This window comes from Streptosporangium sp. H13245 (assembly GCF_055690525.1).
In genome coordinates, this window is sequence record NZ_JBSZKT010000009.1 from 208,793 (window position 1) to 230,242 (window position 21,450).

Below are 21,450 nucleotides of genomic sequence, written 5' to 3' on the forward strand. Positions count from 1 at the left end.
GCTGAGGAGGGGATTACATAGTGCTCGACGTCAACTTCTTCGACGAGCTTCGGATCGGCCTCGCGACCGCCGACGACATCCGCCAGTGGTCGCACGGCGAGGTGAAGAAGCCGGAGACCATCAACTACCGGACGCTCAAGCCCGAGAAGGACGGACTCTTCTGCGAGAAGATCTTCGGCCCGACTCGCGACTGGGAGTGCTACTGCGGTAAGTACAAGCGCGTCCGCTTCAAGGGCATCATCTGTGAGCGCTGTGGCGTCGAGGTGACCCGCGCCAAGGTGCGTCGTGAGCGGATGGGTCACATCGAGCTGGCCGCGCCCGTCACGCACATCTGGTACTTCAAGGGTGTCCCGTCCCGCCTGGGATACCTGCTCGACCTGGCCCCGAAGGACCTGGAGAAGGTCATCTACTTCGCGGCCTACATGATCACGCACGTCGACAAGGAAATGCGCGAGCGTGACCTGCCGTCGCTGGAGGCGAAGATCTCCGTCGAGCGGCAGCACATCGAGCAGCGTCGTGACGCCGACATCGAGGCTCGCCAGCGCAAGCTGGAGACCGACCTGGCCGAGCTTGAGGCCGCGGGCGCCAAGGGCGACCAGCGCCGCAAGGTCCGCGAGGGCGCCGAGCGTGAGATGCGGCAGCTGCGCGACCGGGCCCAGCGCGAGCTGGACCGGCTGGACGAGGTCTGGAGCCGCTTCAAGAACCTCAAGGTCCAGGACCTTGAGGGCGACGAGCTGCTCTACCGCGAGATGCGCGACCGTTTCGGCCGCTACTTCCGCGGTGGCATGGGCGCCCAGGCCATCCAGGAGCGTCTGACCAACTTCGACCTCGCTCTCGAGGCCGAGAACCTGCGCGAGACGATCCGCAGCGGCAAGGGCCAGAAGAAGGCCCGCGCGCTCAAGCGTCTCAAGGTCGTGTCGGCGTTCCTGAACACCCGTAACTCGCCCAACGGGATGGTCCTCGACTGCATCCCGGTCATCCCGCCGGACCTGCGCCCGATGGTGCAGCTCGACGGTGGCCGGTTCGCGACCTCGGACCTGAACGACCTGTACCGCCGGGTGATCAACCGGAACAACCGCCTCAAGCGGCTTCTCGACCTCGGCGCCCCCGAGATCATCGTGAACAACGAGAAGCGGATGCTCCAGGAGGCCGTCGACGCGCTGTTCGACAACGGCCGCCGCGGCCGTCCGGTCACCGGTCCCGGCAACCGTCCCCTGAAGTCCCTCAGCGACATGCTGAAGGGCAAGCAGGGCCGGTTCCGCCAGAACCTGCTGGGCAAGCGAGTCGACTACTCCGGCCGTTCGGTCATCGTCGTCGGCCCGCAGCTGAAGCTGCACCAGTGCGGTCTGCCCAAGCAGATGGCGCTGGAGCTCTTCAAGCCGTTCGTGATGAAGCGCCTGGTCGACCTGAACCACGCGCAGAACATCAAGTCGGCCAAGCGGATGGTCGAGCGTGCCCGGCCGGTCGTGTGGGACGTCCTCGAAGAGGTCATCACCGAGCACCCCGTGCTGCTCAACCGCGCGCCGACCCTGCACCGCCTGGGCATCCAGGCCTTCGAGCCGCAGCTGGTCGAGGGCAAGGCCATCCAGATCCACCCGCTCGTCTGCACCGCGTTCAACGCGGACTTCGACGGTGACCAGATGGCCGTGCACCTGCCGCTGTCGGCCGAGGCGCAGGCCGAGGCCCGCATCCTGATGCTGTCGACGAACAACATCCTCAAGCCGGCCGACGGCAAGCCCGTGACCATGCCCACCCAGGACATGATCATCGGTCTGTACTCGCTGACCACGCTCAAGGACGAGGACGAGAACGGTGTCGGCAGGGGCCGGGTCTTCGGCTCGGTGTCGGAGGCGCTCATGGCCTTCGACCGCCGCGAGCTGGACATCCAGTCGCTGATCCAGATCCGGATGAAGGGTGACGTCCCGCCGCCCCGCGGCTGGGCCGGTCCCGAGGGCTGGGAGGCGGGTGACAGCTACCGCCTGGAGACCACCCTGGGCCGCTGCCTGTTCAACCAGACCCTGCCGGCGAACTACCCGTACGTGAACTCGCAGGTCGGCAAGAAGCAGCTGTCGGTCATCGTCAACGAGCTCGCCGAGAAGTACCCCAAGGTCGAGGTCGCCGCGGCGCTCGACGCCCTCAAGGACGCCGGTTTCTACTGGGCGACCAGGGCCGGTGTGACGATCTCCATCGAGGACGTCATCGCGCCGCCGAACAAGGCCGAGATCATGGGGACGTACGAGCGCAGGGCCGACAAGGTCCAGCGTGAGTACGAGCGCGGTCTGATCACGGACGAGGAGCGCCGTCAGGAGCTCATCGAGATCTGGACGCACGCGACCAGTGACGTGACCGACGACATGCAGAAGGCGTTCCCGAAGACCAACCCGGTCTGGATGATGGTCCAGTCGGGCGCCCGAGGAAACCTGATGCAGGTCCGGCAGATCTCCGGCATCCGCGGTCTGGTGTCCAACACCAAGGGTGAGACGATCCCGCGTCCGATCAAGGCCTCGTTCCGCGAGGGCCTGTCGGTGCTGGAGTACTTCATCTCCACCCACGGCCAGCGGAAGGGTCTGGCGGACACCGCGCTGCGGACCGCCGACTCGGGTTACCTGACCCGTCGTCTGGTGGACGTGGCGCAGGACGTCATCGTCCGCGAGATCGACTGCGGCACCGACCGCGCCGTCCCGCTGCACGTCGGCGAGCGCGACGCCCAGGGCAACCTGGTCAAGGCGGAGAACGCCGAGAGCAACGTGCACGGCCGCATCCTCGCCGAGGACGTGGAGGTGGACGGCAAGATCATCGTGCCGGTGGGCGTCGACATCAACGACATCCACGTCACCGCGCTGGTCGAGGCCGGGGTGGAGACCGTCAGGACCCGCAGCGCCCTCGTCTGCGAGGCCAAGATCGGTGTCTGCGCCACCTGCTACGGCCGTTCGCTCGCGACCGGCAAGCTCGTGGACGTCGGCGAGGCGGTCGGCATCATCGCCGCCCAGTCGATCGGCGAGCCCGGCACCCAGCTGACGATGCGGACCTTCCACACCGGTGGTGTGGCGGGCGCCGACATCACCCACGGTCTGCCCCGTGTGCAGGAGCTCTTCGAGGCGCGCGTCCCCAAGGGTGTCGCCCCGATCAGCGAGGCCGAGGGCCGGGTCCGCATCGACGAGACCGACAAGACGCGGAAGATCGTGATCGTCCCGGACGACGGTTCCGAGGAGGTCGCGTACCCGGTGTCGATGCGGTCGCGCATGCTCGTCTCCGACGGGCAGCGTTCGACGGTCGGCATGCAGCTGATCGCCGGTGCGGTCAACCCCAACGAGGTGCTGCGCATCCTCGGCCCCCGGGCCGTGCAGCTGCACCTCGTGGCGGAGGTCCAGCAGGTCTACCGCTCGCAGGGTGTGTCGATCCACGACAAGCACATCGAGATCATCGTGCGGCAGATGCTCAAGCGCGTGAACGTGCTGGAGTCCGGCGACGCCGACATGCTGCCCGGTGAGCTCGTCGAGCGGCCCCGCTTCGAGCGGATCAACCGCGAGTGTGTGGCGGAGGGCGGCACGCCGGCCTCCGGGCGCCCGGTGCTGATGGGCATCACCAAGGCCTCGCTCGCCACCGAGTCCTGGCTGTCCGCGGCGTCCTTCCAGGAGACGACCCGAGTGCTCACCGACGCGGCGATCCACGCCAAGTCGGACTCGCTGCTCGGCCTCAAGGAGAACGTCATCATCGGAAAGCTCATCCCGGCCGGTACGGGCATGCCCCAGTACCGCAACATCCGGGTCGAGCCCACCGAGGAGGCCAAGGCCGCCATGTACACCGTCGGCGGCTACGACGGCTCCGCGGCCGACTACACCTTCGGCTCGGGCTCCGGTGAGGCCGTGCCGCTGGAGGAGTACGACTTCGGTCAGTACAACCGCTAGACGGTCGCAGACGGCTGAGTGGTCAAGAACCGCTGAGTGGTCGTGAACGGCGCCCGGTCCCCGGAAGGGGGCCGGGCGCCGTCGTCTTGTCCTTCCCGCGGTTCCGGTACCTGGGGATGTGGACCTTTCTTGACCGGAATGTTGCGGCGAAAGACGTACGTTAATGCGGAGAACGGCCGGAGAAGTGCTTCGCGGCGGGTAAACTCGACACGGACCCAGAAGCGGTCGGTCGGAAACCGATCGCGGGAGTCATGACACGAACGCCGGCGCCTGGCGGGCGCAACCGTTTTGACGTGTTGCGTTGGGCTGGGTAGTCTTTTCCTTCGTGCCCATGTCTTCATGGGCCTTCATGCGTGCGCGTCGACAGGTTTCCCATTGGGGAGTCGGCAGAGGCGCCGCGTGGCCTCCTCCACCGGACCGGCCTTAACCGGGATGTGGCGCGGAACGTGCGCGACACGCCCGACCGCGTGGGTCGGAGGGGATGAAAGAACCGCAGGTCATGACACCGGCAGTACCTGCAAAATGCACCACATTCGAATTACCGGCTAGCACGAACGGAGACGCGGTGCCCACGATTCAGCAGCTGGTCCGCAAGGGCCGCCAGGACAAGGTCACCAAGACCAAGACCCCGGCGCTCAAGGCCAGCCCTCAGCGACGCGGCACCTGCATGCGCGTTTACACCACGACCCCGAAGAAGCCGAACTCCGCCCTCCGCAAGGTCGCGCGTGTCCGGCTCACCAACGGCATCGAGGTCACGGCCTACATCCCCGGTGTCGGCCACAACCTCCAGGAGCACTCCATCGTGCTCGTCCGTGGTGGTCGTGTGAAGGACCTGCCGGGTGTTCGCTACAAGATCATCCGCGGCTCGCTCGACACCCAGGGTGTCCGTAACCGCAAGCAGGCTCGTAGCCGTTACGGCGCGAAGAAGGAGAAGTAGGAATGCCTCGCAAGGGTTCTCCTGGCCGTCGTCAGCTCATGGCTGACCCGGTTCACAACTCGCCCCTGGTCACCGCCCTCATCAACAAGGTGCTCCTGGACGGCAAGCGATCCATCGCCCAGTCCATCGTGTACGGCGCTCTCGAAGGCGCCAAGGAGAAGACCGGCAACGACCCGGTCGTCACCCTGAAGCGCGCGCTGGACAACGTCAAGCCCACCCTTGAGGTCCGCAGCCGCCGTGTCGGTGGCGCGACCTACCAGGTCCCGGTCGAGGTGCGCGCGGCGCGCAGCACCACCCTGGCCCTGCGCTGGCTGGTGCAGTACTCCCGCGCCCGCCGCGAGAAGACCATGACCGAGCGCCTCATGAACGAACTGCTCGACGCCAGCAACGGCCTCGGCGCAAGCGTCAAGAAGCGCGAGGACACCCACAAGATGGCCGAGTCCAACAAGGCCTTCGCCCACTACCGCTGGTAACAGCGGGTTCGACGAGACGACGAGGACGCGAGAGAAGTGGCCACCACGACCGCTCTTGACCTGGCCAAGGTCCGTAACATCGGGATCATGGCCCACATCGACGCGGGCAAGACCACGACGACCGAGCGCATCCTGTTCTACACCGGTATCAACTACAAGATCGGTGAGGTCCACGAGGGCGCAGCCACGATGGACTGGATGGAGCAGGAGCAGGAGCGTGGTATCACCATCACCTCCGCTGCCACGACCTGCGAATGGCTCGGCCACACGATCAACATCATCGACACGCCGGGCCACGTGGACTTCACGATCGAGGTGGAGCGCTCGCTCCGCGTCCTCGACGGTGCCGTCGCCGTGTTCGACGGCGTCGCCGGTGTCGAGCCGCAGTCCGAGACGGTCTGGCGTCAGGCCGACCGTTACGAAGTGCCCAGGATCTGCTTCGTCAACAAGATGGACCGGGTCGGCGCGGAGTTCCACCGCTGCGTCGACATGATGATCAGCCGCTTGAACGCGACTCCCGCCGTCATCCAGCTTCCCTGGGGCGTCGAGGCCGACTTCAAGGGCGTCATCGACCTGGTCAAGATGAAGGGCCTGCTCTGGAGCGCCGAGGCGGCCAAGGGCGAGATGTACGAGACCGTCGACATCCCGGCCGAGCACGCCGAGGTCGCTCGCGAGTGGCGTGACAAGCTCGTCGAGACGGTCTCCGAGAACGACGACGAGCTGATGGAGCTCTTCCTCGAGGGCGTCGAGCCCACCGAGGAGCAGCTGGTCGCGGCGATCCGCCGCGCCACGCTGGCCAGCTCCATCAACCCGGTCCTGACCGGCACCGCGTTCAAGAACAAGGGCGTTCAGCCCCTGCTCGACGCGATCGTCGCCTACCTCCCCGCCCCGATCGACATCCCGGCCTTCAAGGGACACGCGGTCGGCAAGGAGGAGGAGGTCATCGAGCGTCACGCGGACGTGACCGAGCCCTTCTCCGCGCTCGCCTTCAAGATCATGAGCGACCAGCACCTGGGCCGTCTCACCTACATCCGCATCTACTCGGGCACGCTCGAGACCGGCACCGCCGTGGTCAACTCGGTGAAGGGCCGCAAGGAGCGGATCGGCAAGATCTACCAGATGCACGCCAACAAGCGCGAAGAGCGCCCGTCGGCTGTCGCCGGTCAGATCGTCGCCGTCATGGGCCTGAAGGACACCACCACCGGTGACACCCTGTCGGACCCGGCTCACCCCGTGGTCCTGGAGTCGATGAACTTCCCGGCGCCGGTCATCAGCGTCGCCATCGAGCCCAAGACCAAGGGCGACCAGGAGAAGCTGGGCACCGCGATCCAGCGTCTGGCCGAGGAGGACCCGTCCTTCCAGGTCCGTCGTGACGACGAGACCGGGCAGACGGTCATCTGGGGTATGGGCGAGCTCCACCTGGAAATCCTCGTCGACCGGATGCGCCGCGAGTTCAAGGTCGAGGCCAACATCGGCCGGCCTCAGGTGGCCTACCGGGAGACCATCCGCCGCAAGGTGGAGAAGGTCGACTACGTCCACAAGAAGCAGACCGGTGGTTCCGGCCAGTTCGCCAAGGTCATCATTGACATTGAGCCGCTGGGCGAGGGCAACGACGGTTACGAGTTCTCGAACAAGGTCTCCGGTGGTCGCATCCCGAGGGAGTACATCCCCTCGGTCGACGCGGGCGCCCAGGAGGCGGCCGAGTTCGGTGTTCTCGCCGGATACCCCATGGTCGGGGTCAAGGTCACCCTGCAGGACGGCGCCTACCACGAGGTGGACTCGTCCGAAATGGCCTTCAAGATCGCTGGCTCGATGGCCTTCAAGGAGGCCGCGCGCAAGGCGGACGCCGTAATCCTGGAGCCGATGATGGCCGTCGAGGTCACCACGCCCGAGGACTACATGGGTGACGTCATCGGTGACCTCAACGGTCGCCGCGGGCAGATCCAGGCGATGGACGAGCGCTCCGGCGCCCGGATCATCAAGGCGCTCGTGCCGCTCTCTGAGATGTTCGGCTACGTGGGAGACCTCCGTAGCAAGACGCAGGGACGCGCGAGCTACAGCATGCAGTTCGACTCCTACGCGGAAGTGCCTGCGCACATCGCCAAGGAGATCGTCGCGAAGGTGCGGGGCGAGTAAGTCCGGCACCGTTCCGAGTGCGGGAGGCGAGGAGATCGTCGCCCCGCTACCGGAGGGGTGCGGGGCGAGTAAGTCCGGCACCGTTCCGAGCGCGGGAGGCGAGGAGATCGTCGCCCCGCTACCGGAGGGGTGCGGGGCAAGCAAGTCCAGCACCGTTCCGAGCGCGGGAGACGAGAGATCGTCACCCGCCACCGGAGGGGTGCGGGACGAGCAGTCCAGCACCGCTCCGGATGCGGGGAGACGAGAGATCGTCGCCCGCCACGGAGGGGTGCGGGGCGAGAGCTTTCTCGTCGGTCGGTTCCGAGAGGGACCGGCCTCCCCAAGCCCGAATATGAAGACGCAAGTCACGTCAGAATCTCTAAGGAGAGAGCAGTGGCCAAGGCCAAGTTCGAGCGGACCAAGCCGCACGTAAACATCGGCACCATTGGGCACATCGACCACGGCAAGACCACTCTGACCGCGGCGATCACCAAGGTGCTCCACGAGCGTTTCCCGAACCTCAACGAGGCGACCCCGTTCGACAAGATCGACAAGGCGCCCGAGGAGAAGGCTCGTGGTATCACGATCTCCATCGCGCACGTCGAGTACCAGACCGAGAAGCGCCACTACGCCCACGTGGACTGCCCCGGTCACGCCGACTACGTGAAGAACATGATCACCGGTGCGGCTCAGATGGACGGTGCGATCCTCGTGGTCGCCGCCACCGACGGTCCGATGCCGCAGACGAAGGAGCACGTCCTCCTGGCCCGCCAGGTCGGCGTCCCCTACATCGTCGTGGCGCTCAACAAGTCCGACATGGTGGACGACGAGGAGATCCTGGAGCTCGTCGAGCTCGAGGTCCGCGAGCTTCTCTCGGCCCAGGAGTTCCCCGGCGACGACCTGCCGGTCGTCCGCGTCTCGGCGCTGAAGGCGCTCGAGGGCGACGCCAAGTGGGGCGACTCGATCATCGAGCTCATGACCGCCGTGGACGAGAACGTCCCCGAGCCGACCCGTGAGACCGAGAAGCCGTTCCTGATGCCGATCGAGGACGTCTTCTCGATCACCGGTCGCGGTACGGTCGTCACCGGCCGTATCGAGCGCGGTGTCGTCAAGGTCAACGAGACCGTCGACATCATCGGCATCAAGGAGACCAAGACCACCACCACGGTCACCGGTGTCGAGATGTTCCGCAAGCTCCTCGACGAGGGCCAGGCGGGCGACAACGTCGGCCTGCTCCTGCGCGGCATCAAGCGCGAGGATGTCGAGCGCGGCCAGTGCATCATCAAGCCGGGCACGACCACCCCGCACACCGAGTTCGAGGCCCAGGTCTACATCCTGAGCAAGGACGAGGGTGGCCGCCACACCCCGTTCTTCAACAACTACCGCCCGCAGTTCTACTTCCGTACGACCGACGTGACCGGCGTGGTGAACCTCCCCGAGGGCACCGAGATGGTCATGCCCGGCGACAACACGGAGATGAACGTCGCGCTGATCCAGCCCATCGCGATGGAGGACGGTCTCAAGTTCGCCATCCGTGAGGGTGGCCGCACCGTCGGTGCGGGTCGAGTGACCAAGATCATCAAGTAGTACGATCGCGGAGTGGCGGTCGGCCCTCGAAGCAGGGCCGGCCGCCTCCCCACGAGGGGGCCGCGCCGCAGGGCGCGGACCCCGGCAGGACCCCACGAACCGTGATCTCGCAGTTGGTTCGGCCGAACGCTGACCGAACTAACTGCCAGATCACGGAAGAAAGCGCGGACTCACAGCGTCTGCTACGTGGGGCATGTGCGGAGAACGCCGCCCCCGGGCGAGACGTGCTCCGGCACGACGTGGCGGGCCGTCCAGACGGCCCGGCCATGACACAGCGGCAACAGGCCGCACGTAACTTTTTCAGACGACAGTGAAGGACACCGAGGCCATTATGGCGGGACAGAAGATCCGCATTCGGCTCAAGGCCTATGACCACGAGGTCATCGACGTCTCGGCCAAGAAGATCGTCGAGACGGTGACAAGGACTGGCGCCAAGGTCGCGGGCCCGGTGCCGCTGCCGACCGAGAAGAACGTGTACTGCGTCATCCGCTCGCCGCACAAGTACAAGGACAGCCGCGAGCACTTTGAGATGCGCACGCACAAGCGGCTGATTGACATCATCGACCCGACGCCGAAGACGGTCGACTCGCTCATGCGACTCGACCTTCCCGCCGGCGTTGACATCTCGATCAAGCTCTGAGGGAACGCACTGACATGGCTAACAAGATCAAGGGCGTCCTGGGCAAGAAGCTCGGCATGACCCAGGTCTTCGACGCGGACAACCGGATGGTCCCGGTGACCGTCGTCGAGGCTGGCCCGTGCGTCGTGACCCGCGTCCGCACCGCCGAGAAGGACGGCTACACCGCCGTCCAGCTGGGCTTCGGCCAGGTCGACCCGCGGAAGGTCAACAAGCCGCTCGGCGACTACCTGCGCAAGCACGACATCACCCCGCGCCGTTACTTCGCGGAGATCCGCACCGACGACGCGAGCGACTACACCCTGGGCCAGGAGCTCCTCGCCGACACCTTCGAGGCCGGCCAGTTCGTCGACGTGACGGGCAAGAGCAAGGGCAAGGGTTTCGCGGGTGTCATGAAGCGCCACGGCTTCAAGGGCCTCGGCGCCTCGCACGGTACGCAGCGCAAGCACCGCTCGCCCGGTTCCATCGGTGGCTGCGCCACCCCCGGCCGCGTCTTCAAGGGCGTGCGCATGGCGGGCCGGATGGGCAACGTCCGCACGACCGTCCAGAGCCTCAAGGTTCACGCCGTGGACGCCGAGAAGGGCCTCATCCTGATCAAGGGTGCGATCCCCGGCGCCAACGGCAGCCTGGTCCTGGTCCGCACCGCCGCCAAGAAGGGGGCTGCCAAGTGAGCACCATTGACGTCCTCGACGTGAAGGGCGAGAAGGCCGGGACCGTCGACCTGCCGGAGGACATCTTCGGGGCGAAGGTCAACATCCCGCTGATCCACCAGGTCGTCGTGGCACAGCTCGCCGCTCGCCGGCAGGGCACCCACAAGGCGAAGACCCGCGGTGAGGTCCGAGGCGGCGGCAAGAAGCCGTACCGCCAGAAGGGCACCGGCCGCGCCCGCCAGGGTTCGACCCGCGCCCCGCAGTTCACCGGCGGTGGCACCGTCCACGGCCCGGTTCCGCGGGACTACTCGCAGAAGACTCCCAAGAAGATGAAGGCCGCCGCCCTGCGCGGGGCCCTGTCCGACCGGGCGACCGGCGGCCGCGTTCACGTGGTCAGCGGTCTGGTCGAGGGGGAGACCCCGAAGACCAAGGCGGCTCTCGAGTCGCTTCGCAGGCTCACCAAGGCCCGCAGCGTCCTGGTCGTCGTCGACGAGGGTGACGAGCTCAGCTGGATGAGCCTACGCAACGCTCCCGAGGTCCACCTGCTGGACGCCGGGCAGCTCAACACCTATGACGTGCTCTGCTACGACGACGTCGTCTTCACTCAGGACGCGTACGACCAGATCGTGGCGCGTCTGAGCAAGAGCGGGAAGGAAGACGCCTGATGGAGAAGATCGCCGACCCGCGCGACATCATCATCAAGCCGGTTGTCTCCGAGAAGAGCTACGGCCTGATCGACGAGCACAACAAGTACACGTTCCTGGTGCGGAAGACGGCCAACAAGACGCAGGTCAAGATCGCCGTTGAGAAGATCTTCGGTGTCAAGGTCGCCAGCGTCAACACCATCAACCGCCAGGGCAAGCGGAAGCGGACCAGGTTCGGCTACGGCCAGCGCCCGGCCACCAAGCGAGCCATCGTCAGCCTGGTCGAGGGCGACCGGATTGACATCTTCGGCCAGATCGGCTGACGCGCTCGCTCAGTAAGTACAGGGAGAACGCCCCTCACCGCCTGGTGAGGGGCATTCGACCGGATTAACCGACGAAGGATGAACGAAAAAGATGGGCATCCGTAAACTCAAGCCGACGACCCCCGGTCGCCGCGGCGCCAGCGTCTCGGACTTTGCCGAGATCACGCGCAGCACGCCCGAGAAGTCGCTGCTTGCACCCCTGCACAGCAAGGGTGGCCGTAACGTCCACGGCCGAGTCACCACCCGTCACCAGGGCGGTGGCCACAAGCGCGCCTACCGGATCATCGATTTCCGGCGTCACGACAAGGACGGGATCCCGGCCAAGGTCGCTCACATCGAGTACGACCCGAACCGCACGTCCCGCATCGCGCTGCTGCACTACGCCGACGGGGAGAAGCGCTACATCCTCTGCCCCACCGGCCTGAAGCAGGGCGACAACATCGAGAACGGCCCCACGGCCGACATCAAGCCGGGTAACTGCCTCCCGCTGCGCAACATCCCGACCGGTACCTTCATCCACGCGGTGGAGCTCCGTCCGGGCGGTGGCGCCAAGCTGGGCCGGTCCGCCGGCGCGCAGATCCAGCTCCTCGCCAAGGAGGGCCAGTACGCCACGCTGCGTATGCCCTCCGGCGAGATGCGCCAGGTCGATGTTCGCTGCCGGGCCTCGATCGGCCAGGTCGGCAACGCCGAGCAGGCCAACATCAACTGGGGCAAGGCCGGCCGTATGCGATGGAAGGGCAAGCGCCCCACCGTCCGCGGTGTCGCGATGAACCCGGTCGACCACCCGCACGGTGGTGGTGAGGGTAAGACCTCCGGCGGTCGTCACCCCGTCAACCCCAAGGGCAAGCCCGAGGGTCGTACTCGTGCGGCGAACAAGGCCAGCGACCGGCTGATCATCCGCCGTCGTACCAAGCGGAAGAAGCGGTAGGAGCAGCCAAAATGCCACGTAGCCTTAAGAAGGGTCCCTTCGTGGACGACCACCTTCAGAAGAAGGTGGATGTCCAGAACGAGAAGGGCACCAAAAACGTCATCAAGACGTGGTCGCGGCGCTCCATGATCGTGCCCGACATGCTTGGTCACACGATCGCCGTTCACGACGGCCGTAAGCACGTCCCGGTGTTCGTCACCGAGTCGATGATCGGCCACAAGCTCGGTGAGTTCGCTCCCACGCGAACCTTCCGCAGCCACGTCAAGGAAGACCGCCGCAGCCGGCGATAAGCGCCTCAGGAAGAGGACGCCGAGCCCCACGGGGCGAGACGGACTCGACCAAAACGAAGGGTAAGAGGAGTAAGCGATGGAAGCCAGGGCTCAGGCGCGGTTCGCGCGCCACACGCCCATGAAGGCCCGCCGTGTGGTGGACCTCATTCGCGGGCTGCCCGCTTCGGAGGCGCAGGCCGTGCTGCAGTTCGCTCCCCAGTCGGCGAGCGAGACCGTGTACAAGGTGCTTTCGAGCGCCATTGCCAACGCGGAGCACAACTTCAAGCTCGACCGTGACACGCTCTTCGTGAGCCGTGCCTGGGTCGACGAGGGCCCGACGCTGAAGCGGTTTCGTCCCCGTGCACAGGGTCGCGCCTATCGGATCAACAAGCGGACCAGCCACATCACCGTGATCGTGGAGTCCCGCGAGCCGAAGGGGAGGACCCGCTAGTGGGTCAGAAGGTTAACCCGCACGGGTTCCGCCTCGGCATCACGACCGACTTCAAGAGCCGGTGGTATGCCGACAAGCTCTACAAGTCGTACGTTGCCGAGGATGTGGCGATCCGCCGCATGCTCAAGAAGGGCATGGAGCGGGCCGGCATCTCCAAGGTGGAGATCGAGCGGACCACCGACCGGGTACAGGTCGACATTCACACCGCCCGTCCGGGCATCGTCATCGGCCGCCGCGGCGCCGAGGCGGACCGGATCCGCGGTGACCTCGAGAAGCTGACCAAGAAGCAGGTCCAGCTGAACATCCTCGAGGTCAAGAACCCTGAGATCGACGCTCAGCTCGTCGCCCAGGGTGTGGCCGAGCAGCTGTCCAGCCGTGTCTCGTTCCGCCGTGCCATGCGCAAGGCGATGCAGTCGGCGATGAAGAGCGGCGCCAAGGGCATCCGGGTGCAGTGCTCCGGCCGTCTCGGCGGCGCCGAGATGTCCCGTTCGGAGTTCTACCGCGAGGGCCGCGTGCCCCTGCACACCCTCCGCGCGGACATCGACTACGGCCTGTACGAGGCCCGCACCACCTTCGGCCGTATCGGCGTGAAGGTGTGGATCTACAAGGGTGAGGCTCCGAGCAGCCGCGCCGAGCGCGAGGCGGCCGCCGCCGGTGCTCGCGCCGGCCAGCGTCGTGACCGCGACGACCGTCGTGGCCCCGGTGCCGGTGGCGGCGACCGTCCCCGTCGTGGCGGCGGCGCCGGTGGCGCCCGTCGTGGCGCCGGTGCCGGCCGTGGCGACCGCGCCTCGGGTGGCTCCGCCGCCCCCAGGAACGAGGCGGCCTCGCAGGCCGCCCCCGAGACCGGCCCGGCTGCGCAGCCGGGTGCTGAAGGGAGCTGACCATGCTGATCCCGCGCAGGGTCAAGCACCGCAAGCAGCACCGGCCCGACCGTCACGGCGCCGCCAAGGGCGGCACCAGGGTCGTGTTCGGCGAGTTCGGCATTCAGGCGATTGAGCACTCCTACGTGACCAACCGCCAGATCGAGTCGGCTCGTATCGCGATGACCCGTCACATCAAGCGTGGCGGAAAGGTCTGGATCAACATCTATCCGGACCGCCCCCTCACGAAGAAGCCCGCCGAGACCCGCATGGGTTCCGGTAAGGGTTCGCCGGAGTGGTGGATCGCCAACGTCAAGCCCGGCCGCATCATGTTCGAGCTGTCGGGTGTCGCCGAGCCGGTGGCTCGCGAAGCCCTGCGTCGTGCGATGCACAAGCTGCCGATGAAGTGCCGGTTCGTCAAGCGTGAAGTGGGTGAGGCGTGATGGCTAAGGGCCTGACCGCCGGTGAGCTGCGGGTGGAAGACCAGGACACCCTGGTCACGAAGCTGAAGGAAGCCAAGGAGGAGCTGTTCAACCTCCGCTTCCAGGCAGCGACCGGCCAGTTGGAGAGCCACGGGCGGTTGCGTGCCGTCCGCCGCGAGATCGCCCGTATCTACACCGTGATGCGCGAGCGGGAGCTCGGAATCGTCACGGTAGAGAAGGAGTCGATCGATGGCTGAGGCCACGGAAACCACGACCGAGACGCGGAACTACCGCAAGACCCGTGAGGGTCTGGTCGTCAGCGACAAGATGGACAAGACTGTCGTGGTCGCTGTCGAGGACCGCGTGAAGCACCCCCTGTACGGCAAGGTCATCCGCAGGACGACCAAGTACAAGGCGCACGACGAGGCCAACAGCTGCGGTGTCGGCGACCGTGTCCTCCTGATGGAGACCCGGCCGCTGTCCGCCAGCAAGCGCTGGCGGGTCATCGAGATCCTCGAAAAGGCCAAGTAGGCAACGCGCCTCGTGGGGGGTGACACCGTCACCCCCCATGACGGCGTCCAAGGGGGCGAAGCGATCTTCGCCCCGCCTGTGGCGGCGGTCCCGAGAGGGGCTGTCGCCGGAGGAAAAAGACCATCAGGTTCCGCAAGGCTCACCCGAGGGTGAGAACCGGCGAGACAAACAGGAGTTCAAGTGATCCAGCAGGAGTCGCGGCTCAAGGTCGCCGACAACACCGGTGCGAAGGAAGTCCTTTGCATCCGTGTTCTCGGTGGCTCGGGCCGCCGTTACGCGGGAATCGGTGACATCATCGTCGCCACGGTCAAGGACGCCATCCCCGGCGGCACCGTGAAGAAGGGCGATGTGGTCAAGGCCGTCATCGTCCGCACCGTCAAGGAGCGCCGCCGTCCCGACGGTTCCTACATCCGCTTCGACGAGAACGCCGCCGTCATCATCAAGGACAGCGGCGACCCCCGAGGCACCCGCATCTTCGGTCCCGTCGGACGTGAGCTGCGTGACAAGAAGTTCATGCGGATCATCTCGCTCGCGCCGGAGGTGTTGTAATGCCGAAGCTTCACGTGAAGAAGGGTGACCTCGTCCTGGTCATCGCCGGCAAGGACAAGGGTGCCAAGGGTCGTGTGATCGCCGCCCACCCGCGCGACGAGCGTGTGGTGGTCGAGGGCGTCAACCTGGTCAAGAAGCACTCCAAGGAGACCAACCAGGGTCCGCGCGGCGCCAAGGCCGGTGGCGTGCAGACCATGGAGGCTCCCATCCACGTGAGCAACGTCAAGAAGCTCAAGGATGAGAAGCCCGCCAAGGACGACAAGCCCGCCAAGAAGGAATCGGCCAAGGCCGACTCCGAGGAGACGGGTGAGGACAACTGATGACCGCGAACACCACCGAGACCGGACAGCGGGCCCTCCCGCGCCTCAAGCAGCGTTACCGCGAAGAGATCATCGCGAAGCTGAACGAGCAGTTCGAGTTCGAGAACATCATGCTGGTGCCCACCATCACCAAGATCAAGGTGAACATGGGCGTCGGCGAGGCTGCGCGCGACTCGAAGCTCATCGAAGGCGCCGTCCGCGACCTCACCGTGATCACCGGCCAGAAGCCGGCGGTCGTCCGCGCCCGCAAGTCCATCGCCCAGTTCAAGCTGCGCGAGGGCATGCCGATCGGCGCGCACGTCACGCTGCGCGGTGACCGCATGTGGGAGTTCCTCGACCGGCTGCTCTCGCTGGCGCTGCCCCGTATCCGTGACTTCCGCGGTCTGTCGCCCAAGCAGTTCGACGGCAACGGGAACTACACCTTCGGTCTCACCGAGCAGGTCATGTTCCACGAGATCGACCAGGACAAGGTCGATCGCCAGCGTGGTATGGACATCACGGTCGTGACCACCGCTAAGACCGACGACCAGGGCCGGGCGCTGCTGAAGCAGCTCGGATTCCCGTTCAAGGAGGCCTGATCATGGCGAAGACGTCGCTCAAGGTCAAGGCTGCTCGCAAGGCCAAGTTCGAGGTCCGGGCGTACACTCGGTGCTCGCGCTGTGGTCGTCCCCGCGCCGTCTACAGGAAGTTCGGCCTGTGCCGCATCTGCTTCCGTGAGATGGCGCACCGGGGCGAGCTGCCCGGCATCACCAAGTCGAGCTGGTAGCCCTCCGCGCGGCCCTGTGAGCGATCACGGGCCCGCGCGAGGCCGCCGGCCGCACATAGAAGTCGTATTCACCGGGCGCCGCCTACAGGCGCCCATGACCGCACCGTAGGTCCCCTGTGGAAACCGCGGTGAGGAAGGCCACCGGCCATGACGATGACGGACCCGATCGCAGACATGCTGACGCGTCTGCGAAACGCGAACTCGGCGTACCACGACAGTGTGGCGATGCCGTACTCGAAGATCAAGGCGCACATCGCCGAGATCCTCCAGCAGGAGGGTTACATCCAGTCCTGGAGCGTCGAAGACGCCAAGGTCGGAAAGAACCTCGTGGTGGAGCTGAAGTTCGGGCCGACCCGTGAGCGGTCCCTCGCGGGCCTGCGCCGGGTTTCCAAGCCCGGCCTGCGGGTTTATGCAAAGAAGGACAACCTGCCCCGAGTCCTGGGCGGACTGGGCGTCGCGATCATCTCGACGTCCGGCGGTCTCATGACGGACAAGCAGGCCGGCAAGCGTGGAGTGGGCGGGGAAGTCCTCGCCTTCGTTTGGTAGAGGGGAGAACGAACAGCATGTCAAGAATCGGACGGCTGCCCATCCCCGTACCGAACGGAGTGGACGTCGCCATCGACGGCCGGGACGTCACGGTCAAGGGTCCCAAGGGCACGCTTTCACACAAGATCGCGGAACCTATCGAGATCGCCAAGGGTGACGACGGCAAACTGTCCGTCACCCGTCCCAACGACGAGAACAAGGTCCGTGCGCTGCACGGCCTGTCCCGCACCCTGGTCGCCAACATGGTGACCGGTGTGACCCAGGGTTACTCGAAGACCCTGGAGATCGTGGGCGTCGGTTACCGCGTGCAGGCCAAGAGCCCGACTCAGCTTGAGTTCGCTCTCGGCTTCAGCCACCCGGTGATCGTCGACGCCCCCGAGGGTGTCACCTTCCGCGTCGAGCGGCCGACGCTGTTCCACGTGGACGGCATCGACAAGCAGAAGGTCGGCGAGATCGCCGCGAACATCCGCAAGTTGCGCAAGCCCGACCCGTACAAGGGCAAGGGCGTGCGCTACCAGGGTGAAGTTATCCGCCGCAAGGTCGGAAAGGCTGGTAAGTAGGCATGGCTGGCAAGACTGCGTTCGGCAAGCACACGGCCGCCCGCGCCGTCTCGCGGGCCCGCCGCCACGGCCGAGTCCGCAAGAAGGTGGCCGGTACGGCCACGCGTCCTCGCCTGGTCGTCAACCGCTCCACGAGGCACCTCTTCGTGCAGATCGTCGACGACACCCAGGGCCACACGCTGGTGAGCGCGTCCACCATGGACGCCTCCCTGCGTACGGCGGAGGGCGCCAAGACCGACAAGGCCAAGCAGGTCGGCGAGCTTCTCGCTCAGCGGGCCAAGGCAGCCGGGATCACCGCGGTCGTGTTCGACCGGGGTGGCAACCGCTACGCGGGCCGCATCGCGGCGCTGGCAGACAGCGCACGCGAAGGCGGACTGGAGTTCTGATGACTCCGTCCCAGGATCGCAATCCAGGATCGCAACCGATGGCCCGTCTTACGAATGAGAAGAGGAACCACTAATGGCTGGAGCTCCGCGTCGCGGTGGCGCCGCCGGTGGCGAGCGGCGTGACGGTCGTCGTGACGATCGCCGCGGTGGAAACGCTGACAAGGGCGTCTCGTACATCGAGCGCGTTGTGAAGATCAACCGAGTGGCCAAGGTCGTGAAGGGTGGTCGTCGCTTCAGCTTCACCGCCCTCGTCATCGTCGGTGACGGCAACGGCATGGTCGGCGTCGGCTACGGCAAGGCCAAGGAAGTGCCCGCGGCGATCGCCAAGGGTGTCGAAGAGGCCAAGAAGCACTTCTTCAAGGTGCCCCGCATCCAGGGCACCATCCCGCACATCGTGCAGGGCGAAGAGGCCGCGGGCGTCGTCTTCCTGCGTCCGGCCTCGCCCGGTACCGGCGTCATCGCCGGTGGCCCGGTGCGCGCCGTGCTGGAGTGCGCCGGTATCCACGACGTGCTGTCCAAGTCGCTCGGCTCGGACAACCCGATCAACATCGTGCATGCCACCGTGGCGGCCCTGAAGGGCCTCAGCCGCCCCGAGGAGATCGCGGCCCGCCGTGGCCTCCCGATCGAGGACGTCGCCCCCAAGAGGATGCTCAAGGCTCGCGCCGAGGGCCTCGCGGAGGCCGCGGCCGCGAAGGCGGTGAGCTAACTCATGGCACGCCTGAAGATTACCCAGGTCCGTTCCAAGATCGGTGGCAAGCAGAACCAGCGTGACTCGCTGCGCTCGCTCGGTCTGAAGCGAATCGGGGATGTCGTCGTCAAGGAGGACCGCCCGGAGATCCGCGGCATGGTCACCGTGGTGACGCACCTCGTCACCGTGGAAGAGGTCGACTAGACATGGCAGAGAACACTCCGCTCCGCATCCACCACCTGCGTCCGGCCCCCGGCGCCAACAAGTCGAAGGTCCGCAAGGGCCGCGGCGAGGCGTCCAAGGGCAAGACCTCGGGTCGTGGCACCAAGGGCACGAGGGCCAGGAACAAGGTCCCTCTCGGTTTCGAGGGTGGCCAGGTTCCGCTGCAGCGGCGCCTGCCCAAGTTCAAGGGCTTCTCCAACGCCCTGTTCAAGACGACCTACCAGGTCGTCAACCTTGACAGGCTCGGCGAGCTGTTCCCCGACGGCGGCGACGTCACCGTCGACACGCTCGTCGCCAAGGGCGCGGTTCGCAAGAACCAGCTCGTCAAGGTTCTGGGAACCGGTGAGATCTCCGTGGCGTTGAACGTGGAGGCGCACGCCTTCTCGGCGAGCGCCAAGGACAAGATCGCCGCTGCCGGGGGCTCCGTCTCCGAGCTGTAGGCGTTATCATCACGCGGCGCGGGGGCTCGTAATGGGCTCCCGCGCCCGTAGTGCGTTAGAGTTCGCTGGACAGTGGGCCTCGACTCATTTCCTTGGGCTCATTGACTGGATATGGCAAAGATGGAACACCCCCGCACCATCGCTGACCGACCTCGCCTTTCAGGCGCGCAGGAGGGACCGTGCTGACCGCATTTACCCGAGCGTTCCGTACGCCGGACCTGCGTAAGAAGCTGCTCTTCACTTTGGGCATCATCGCGCTGTTCCGACTTGGGTCGGTCCTGCCGACTCCGGGTGTGCATACCGAGAACATCAGCCGTTGTCTCACCCAGGCGCAGGCGGGGGACGCGGGCAACATCTACGGAATGGTGCAGCTGTTCAGCGGCGGCGCCCTTCTGAAACTCTCAGTCTTCGCTCTCGGCATCATGCCGTACATCACCGCGAGCATCATTCTTCAGCTGCTCGTCGTGGTCATCCCGCGCCTGGAGGCCCTCAAGAAGGAGGGGCAGGCCGGGCAGACGAAGATCACGCAGTACACCCGTTATCTGACGGTCGGCCTGGCGGTCCTGCAGTCGACCGCCTTCGTGGCCCTGGCCCGCAGCGGCCAGCTGTTCCCGCAGTGCCGCGAGGAGATCCTCCTCGACAAGGACAACGTCTTCGCCATCGTCACGATGGTGCTGACCATGACCGCCGGCACCGCCGTCGTCATGTGGCTGGGCGAGCTCGTCACCGATCGCGGCATCGGCAACGGCATGTCCATCCTGATCTTCACGCAGGTCATCGCGGTCTTCCCGTCCGAGCTGCTGAACATCGCCCGTCAGAAGGGCGGCTTCGTCTTCGCCGTGGTCATCGTCGTCGGTATCGCGATGATCGCCCTGGTCGTGATGGTGGAGCAGGCACAGCGCCGGATCCCGGTGCAGTACGCCAAGCGCATGGTCGGCCGCAGAATGTACGGCGGGACGTCGACCTACATCCCGCTGAAGGTCAACCAGGCCGGCATCATCCCGGTCATCTTCGCCTCCTCGCTGCTCTACCTTCCGCAGCTGATCACGACGCTCTTCACGAACACCCAGGAAGAGCCGCACCCGATCATCCAGTGGATCTCGCAGGAGTTCGGCGGCGGCGGGACCACCCCGACGTACATGATCACCTTCTTCCTGCTCATCGTCTTCTTCACGTACTTCTACGTGTCGATTACCTTCAACCCCGTTGAAGTCGCCGACAACATGAAGAAGTACGGTGGGTTCATCCCGGGTATCCGCCCGGGTCGCCCGACGGCTGAGTACTTGAACTACGTGCTCACGAGACTCACCGCTCCCGGCGCGCTGTATCTGGGCCTGATCTCCATGGTGCCGATCGTCGCGCTGGCGCTCGTCGGCGCGAGTCAGAACTTCCCGTTCGGAGGGACGAGCATTCTGATCATGGTTGGTGTCGGCCTTGACACCGTGAAGCAGATCGAGAGCCAGCTGCAGCAGCGCAACTATGAAGGCTTCCTGAAGTAGTGCGCCTCGTCCTGGTCGGGCCCCCCGGAGCGGGTAAGGGGACACAGGCCCAGTTCGTCGCATCGAACCTGTCGATCCCGAAGATTTCGACAGGTGACATCTTCCGCGCCAACGTCTCGGGCGGCACGGAGCTCGGCAAGCTTGCCAAGGAATACATGGACCGCGGCGACCTCGTGCCCGACGAGGTCACCATCGCGATGGTCCGCGACCGCCTCGCCGAGAACGACGCGCAGGACGGTTTCCTGCTCGACGGCTTCCCCAGGAACGTGCCCCAGGCCGAGATCCTGAAGAAGATCCTCGCCGAGTTCCAGGTCGGTCTGGACATCGTCCTGGAGCTCGTGGTCGACGACGAGGAGGTCGTCCGCAGGCTCGCGGGACGCCGGACCTGCAGCCAGTGCGGCCGCATCTGGCACGTCGACTTCGATGACAAGAAGGACGACATCTGCGACGCCTGCAACGGCCGGCTGTACCAGCGGGACGACGACAAGGAGGCGACCGTCAGGCACCGCCTGGAGGTCTACCAGGAGCAGACGGCTCCCCTGGTCTCCTTCTACGCCGACGAGGGCATCCTGGTCGGTGTCGACGCCACGGGTCCCGTGGAAGAGGTCACCCAGCGCTCGATGGAGGCCCTGAACCCCTTCATCGGCTAGCGAAGCGACAGCACAGTGCACGCCACCCATGGGTTTCTCATGGGTGGCGTGCTGTCATTTAGGGCAGAATCGGGGGAATTGGGGTCCCG

28 protein-coding genes are annotated in these 21,450 nt (G+C 66.0%); all 28 read left to right on the forward strand.

Features of this window, described 5'->3' with window-relative positions; translation table 11 throughout:
- The first annotated feature begins 20 nt into the window (after positions 1-20).
- The 28 genes from ACW9TB_RS17810 to ACW9TB_RS17945 all read left to right on the forward strand — a co-directional run bounded on the left by ACW9TB_RS17810 (position 21) and on the right by ACW9TB_RS17945 (position 21,361).
- Positions 21-3,908, forward strand: coding sequence for a DNA-directed RNA polymerase subunit beta' (locus ACW9TB_RS17810; protein WP_472749138.1), 3,888 nt, complete (start codon positions 21-23; stop codon positions 3,906-3,908).
- Between the two features lie 565 nt (positions 3,909-4,473).
- The gene (rpsL, locus tag ACW9TB_RS17815; protein ID WP_012887826.1) at positions 4,474-4,845 is read left to right on the forward strand and encodes a 30S ribosomal protein S12; all 372 of its coding nucleotides are present in this window, start codon (positions 4,474-4,476) and stop codon (positions 4,843-4,845) included.
- A gap of 2 nt (positions 4,846-4,847) precedes the next feature.
- Positions 4,848-5,318 carry a 30S ribosomal protein S7 gene (gene rpsG, locus ACW9TB_RS17820; protein ID WP_012887827.1) on the forward strand — a complete coding sequence of 157 codons (471 nt, stop codon included), beginning with the start codon at positions 4,848-4,850 and terminating at the stop codon, positions 5,316-5,318.
- 87 nt (positions 5,319-5,405) lie between these two features.
- Positions 5,406-7,454 carry an elongation factor G gene (fusA, locus tag ACW9TB_RS17825; RefSeq protein WP_472749152.1) on the forward strand — a complete coding sequence of 683 codons (2,049 nt, stop codon included), beginning with the start codon at positions 5,406-5,408 and terminating at the stop codon, positions 7,452-7,454.
- Positions 7,455-7,826: 372 nt separating this feature from the next.
- Positions 7,827-9,020 carry an elongation factor Tu gene (gene tuf / locus ACW9TB_RS17830; RefSeq protein WP_350970957.1) on the forward strand — a complete coding sequence of 398 codons (1,194 nt, stop codon included), beginning with the start codon at positions 7,827-7,829 and terminating at the stop codon, positions 9,018-9,020.
- A gap of 331 nt (positions 9,021-9,351) precedes the next feature.
- On the forward strand, positions 9,352-9,660 hold the full coding sequence (gene rpsJ, locus ACW9TB_RS17835; protein ID WP_030912931.1) for a 30S ribosomal protein S10: 309 nt from the start codon (positions 9,352-9,354) through the stop codon (positions 9,658-9,660).
- Positions 9,661-9,674: 14 nt separating this feature from the next.
- Complete coding sequence (rplC, locus tag ACW9TB_RS17840; protein ID WP_329089937.1) at positions 9,675-10,328, forward strand: 50S ribosomal protein L3; 654 nt, start codon at positions 9,675-9,677, stop codon at positions 10,326-10,328.
- The gene (gene rplD / locus ACW9TB_RS17845; RefSeq protein ID WP_472749139.1) at positions 10,325-10,972 is read left to right on the forward strand and encodes a 50S ribosomal protein L4; all 648 of its coding nucleotides are present in this window, start codon (positions 10,325-10,327) and stop codon (positions 10,970-10,972) included. Before rplC ends, rplD begins: the two co-directional genes overlap by 4 nt.
- Positions 10,972-11,274 carry a 50S ribosomal protein L23 gene (rplW, locus tag ACW9TB_RS17850; RefSeq protein ID WP_030912923.1) on the forward strand — a complete coding sequence of 101 codons (303 nt, stop codon included), beginning with the start codon at positions 10,972-10,974 and terminating at the stop codon, positions 11,272-11,274. The genes rplD and rplW overlap by 1 nt, the downstream gene beginning before the upstream one ends.
- 91 nt (positions 11,275-11,365) lie before the next feature.
- The gene (gene rplB / locus ACW9TB_RS17855; RefSeq protein ID WP_329089941.1) at positions 11,366-12,202 is read left to right on the forward strand and encodes a 50S ribosomal protein L2; all 837 of its coding nucleotides are present in this window, start codon (positions 11,366-11,368) and stop codon (positions 12,200-12,202) included.
- Between the two features lie 11 nt (positions 12,203-12,213).
- Complete coding sequence (gene rpsS / locus ACW9TB_RS17860; protein ID WP_012887835.1) at positions 12,214-12,492, forward strand: 30S ribosomal protein S19; 279 nt, start codon at positions 12,214-12,216, stop codon at positions 12,490-12,492.
- Between the two features lie 76 nt (positions 12,493-12,568).
- Complete coding sequence (rplV, locus tag ACW9TB_RS17865) at positions 12,569-12,922, forward strand: 50S ribosomal protein L22 (RefSeq protein ID WP_030912916.1); 354 nt, start codon at positions 12,569-12,571, stop codon at positions 12,920-12,922.
- Positions 12,922-13,803, forward strand: coding sequence for a 30S ribosomal protein S3 (gene rpsC / locus ACW9TB_RS17870; RefSeq protein ID WP_472749140.1), 882 nt, complete (start codon positions 12,922-12,924; stop codon positions 13,801-13,803). Before rplV ends, rpsC begins: the two co-directional genes overlap by 1 nt.
- A 2-nt stretch (positions 13,804-13,805) precedes the next feature.
- Positions 13,806-14,225 (forward strand): 50S ribosomal protein L16, encoded by a 420-nt coding sequence (gene rplP / locus ACW9TB_RS17875; protein ID WP_030912912.1) that lies wholly within the window; start codon positions 13,806-13,808, stop codon positions 14,223-14,225.
- Entirely contained in the window at positions 14,225-14,461 is a 237-nt protein-coding gene (gene rpmC / locus ACW9TB_RS17880) for a 50S ribosomal protein L29 (protein WP_030912909.1), read from the forward strand. Before rplP ends, rpmC begins: the two co-directional genes overlap by 1 nt.
- On the forward strand, positions 14,454-14,735 hold the full coding sequence (gene rpsQ / locus ACW9TB_RS17885; RefSeq protein WP_030912907.1) for a 30S ribosomal protein S17: 282 nt from the start codon (positions 14,454-14,456) through the stop codon (positions 14,733-14,735). Before rpmC ends, rpsQ begins: the two co-directional genes overlap by 8 nt.
- 180 nt (positions 14,736-14,915) lie before the next feature.
- Entirely contained in the window at positions 14,916-15,284 is a 369-nt protein-coding gene (gene rplN, locus ACW9TB_RS17890; protein ID WP_012887841.1) for a 50S ribosomal protein L14, read from the forward strand.
- Positions 15,284-15,604, forward strand: a complete 321-nt coding sequence (rplX, locus tag ACW9TB_RS17895) for a 50S ribosomal protein L24 (RefSeq protein ID WP_472749141.1) — start codon at positions 15,284-15,286, stop codon at positions 15,602-15,604. The genes rplN and rplX overlap by 1 nt, the downstream gene beginning before the upstream one ends.
- Positions 15,604-16,182, forward strand: a complete 579-nt coding sequence (rplE, locus tag ACW9TB_RS17900; protein WP_329089947.1) for a 50S ribosomal protein L5 — start codon at positions 15,604-15,606, stop codon at positions 16,180-16,182. The genes rplX and rplE overlap by 1 nt, the downstream gene beginning before the upstream one ends.
- Before the next feature lie 2 nt (positions 16,183-16,184).
- Positions 16,185-16,370, forward strand: coding sequence for a type Z 30S ribosomal protein S14 (locus ACW9TB_RS17905; RefSeq protein WP_012887844.1), 186 nt, complete (start codon positions 16,185-16,187; stop codon positions 16,368-16,370).
- A 147-nt stretch (positions 16,371-16,517) separates the two neighbouring features.
- Positions 16,518-16,916 (forward strand): 30S ribosomal protein S8, encoded by a 399-nt coding sequence (gene rpsH / locus ACW9TB_RS17910; RefSeq protein ID WP_329089949.1) that lies wholly within the window; start codon positions 16,518-16,520, stop codon positions 16,914-16,916.
- Between the two features lie 17 nt (positions 16,917-16,933).
- On the forward strand, positions 16,934-17,476 hold the full coding sequence (gene rplF / locus ACW9TB_RS17915) for a 50S ribosomal protein L6 (protein WP_472749142.1): 543 nt from the start codon (positions 16,934-16,936) through the stop codon (positions 17,474-17,476).
- Between the two features lie 2 nt (positions 17,477-17,478).
- A complete protein-coding gene (gene rplR, locus ACW9TB_RS17920; protein WP_329089953.1) occupies positions 17,479-17,862 on the forward strand; it encodes a 50S ribosomal protein L18 in 384 nt (127 codons plus the stop codon).
- Between the two features lie 73 nt (positions 17,863-17,935).
- Positions 17,936-18,568 carry a 30S ribosomal protein S5 gene (gene rpsE / locus ACW9TB_RS17925; protein ID WP_329089955.1) on the forward strand — a complete coding sequence of 211 codons (633 nt, stop codon included), beginning with the start codon at positions 17,936-17,938 and terminating at the stop codon, positions 18,566-18,568.
- Positions 18,569-18,571: 3 nt separating this feature from the next.
- Positions 18,572-18,754: a 50S ribosomal protein L30 gene (gene rpmD / locus ACW9TB_RS17930; protein ID WP_012887849.1), complete on the forward strand. Its 183-nt coding sequence runs from the start codon at positions 18,572-18,574 to the stop codon at positions 18,752-18,754.
- Positions 18,755-18,756: 2 nt separating this feature from the next.
- The gene (rplO, locus tag ACW9TB_RS17935; protein WP_472749143.1) at positions 18,757-19,212 is read left to right on the forward strand and encodes a 50S ribosomal protein L15; all 456 of its coding nucleotides are present in this window, start codon (positions 18,757-18,759) and stop codon (positions 19,210-19,212) included.
- 179 nt (positions 19,213-19,391) lie between these two features.
- Positions 19,392-20,711 carry a preprotein translocase subunit SecY gene (gene secY, locus ACW9TB_RS17940; protein ID WP_435288890.1) on the forward strand — a complete coding sequence of 440 codons (1,320 nt, stop codon included), beginning with the start codon at positions 19,392-19,394 and terminating at the stop codon, positions 20,709-20,711.
- Positions 20,711-21,361, forward strand: coding sequence for an adenylate kinase (locus tag ACW9TB_RS17945; RefSeq protein ID WP_472749144.1), 651 nt, complete (start codon positions 20,711-20,713; stop codon positions 21,359-21,361). Before secY ends, ACW9TB_RS17945 begins: the two co-directional genes overlap by 1 nt.
- The last annotated feature ends 89 nt before the right edge of the window (positions 21,362-21,450 follow it).

Bases quoted from the DNA above. Each gene is read 5' to 3' on its own strand.
- rpsG (WP_012887827.1), top strand. From the start codon at position 4,848: ATGCCTCGCAAGGGTTCTCCTGGCCGTCGTCAGCTCATGGCTGACCCG.
- fusA (WP_472749152.1), top strand. From the start codon at position 5,406: ATGGCCCACATCGACGCGGGCAAGACCACGACGACCGAGCGCATCCTG.
- rpsJ (WP_030912931.1), top strand. From the start codon at position 9,352: ATGGCGGGACAGAAGATCCGCATTCGGCTCAAGGCCTATGACCACGAG.
- rplC (WP_329089937.1), top strand. From the start codon at position 9,675: ATGGCTAACAAGATCAAGGGCGTCCTGGGCAAGAAGCTCGGCATGACC.
- rplW (WP_030912923.1), top strand. From the start codon at position 10,972: ATGGAGAAGATCGCCGACCCGCGCGACATCATCATCAAGCCGGTTGTC.
- rplB (WP_329089941.1), top strand. From the start codon at position 11,366: ATGGGCATCCGTAAACTCAAGCCGACGACCCCCGGTCGCCGCGGCGCC.
- rpsS (WP_012887835.1), top strand. From the start codon at position 12,214: ATGCCACGTAGCCTTAAGAAGGGTCCCTTCGTGGACGACCACCTTCAG.
- rplV (WP_030912916.1), top strand. From the start codon at position 12,569: ATGGAAGCCAGGGCTCAGGCGCGGTTCGCGCGCCACACGCCCATGAAG.
- rplP (WP_030912912.1), top strand. From the start codon at position 13,806: ATGCTGATCCCGCGCAGGGTCAAGCACCGCAAGCAGCACCGGCCCGAC.
- rpmC (WP_030912909.1), top strand. From the start codon at position 14,225: ATGGCTAAGGGCCTGACCGCCGGTGAGCTGCGGGTGGAAGACCAGGAC.
- rpsQ (WP_030912907.1), top strand. From the start codon at position 14,454: ATGGCTGAGGCCACGGAAACCACGACCGAGACGCGGAACTACCGCAAG.
- rplX (WP_472749141.1), top strand. From the start codon at position 15,284: ATGCCGAAGCTTCACGTGAAGAAGGGTGACCTCGTCCTGGTCATCGCC.
- rplE (WP_329089947.1), top strand. From the start codon at position 15,604: ATGACCGCGAACACCACCGAGACCGGACAGCGGGCCCTCCCGCGCCTC.
- ACW9TB_RS17905 (WP_012887844.1), top strand. From the start codon at position 16,185: ATGGCGAAGACGTCGCTCAAGGTCAAGGCTGCTCGCAAGGCCAAGTTC.
- rpsH (WP_329089949.1), top strand. From the start codon at position 16,518: ATGACGATGACGGACCCGATCGCAGACATGCTGACGCGTCTGCGAAAC.
- rplF (WP_472749142.1), top strand. From the start codon at position 16,934: ATGTCAAGAATCGGACGGCTGCCCATCCCCGTACCGAACGGAGTGGAC.
- rplR (WP_329089953.1), top strand. From the start codon at position 17,479: ATGGCTGGCAAGACTGCGTTCGGCAAGCACACGGCCGCCCGCGCCGTC.
- rpsE (WP_329089955.1), top strand. From the start codon at position 17,936: ATGGCTGGAGCTCCGCGTCGCGGTGGCGCCGCCGGTGGCGAGCGGCGT.
- rpmD (WP_012887849.1), top strand. From the start codon at position 18,572: ATGGCACGCCTGAAGATTACCCAGGTCCGTTCCAAGATCGGTGGCAAG.
- rplO (WP_472749143.1), top strand. From the start codon at position 18,757: ATGGCAGAGAACACTCCGCTCCGCATCCACCACCTGCGTCCGGCCCCC.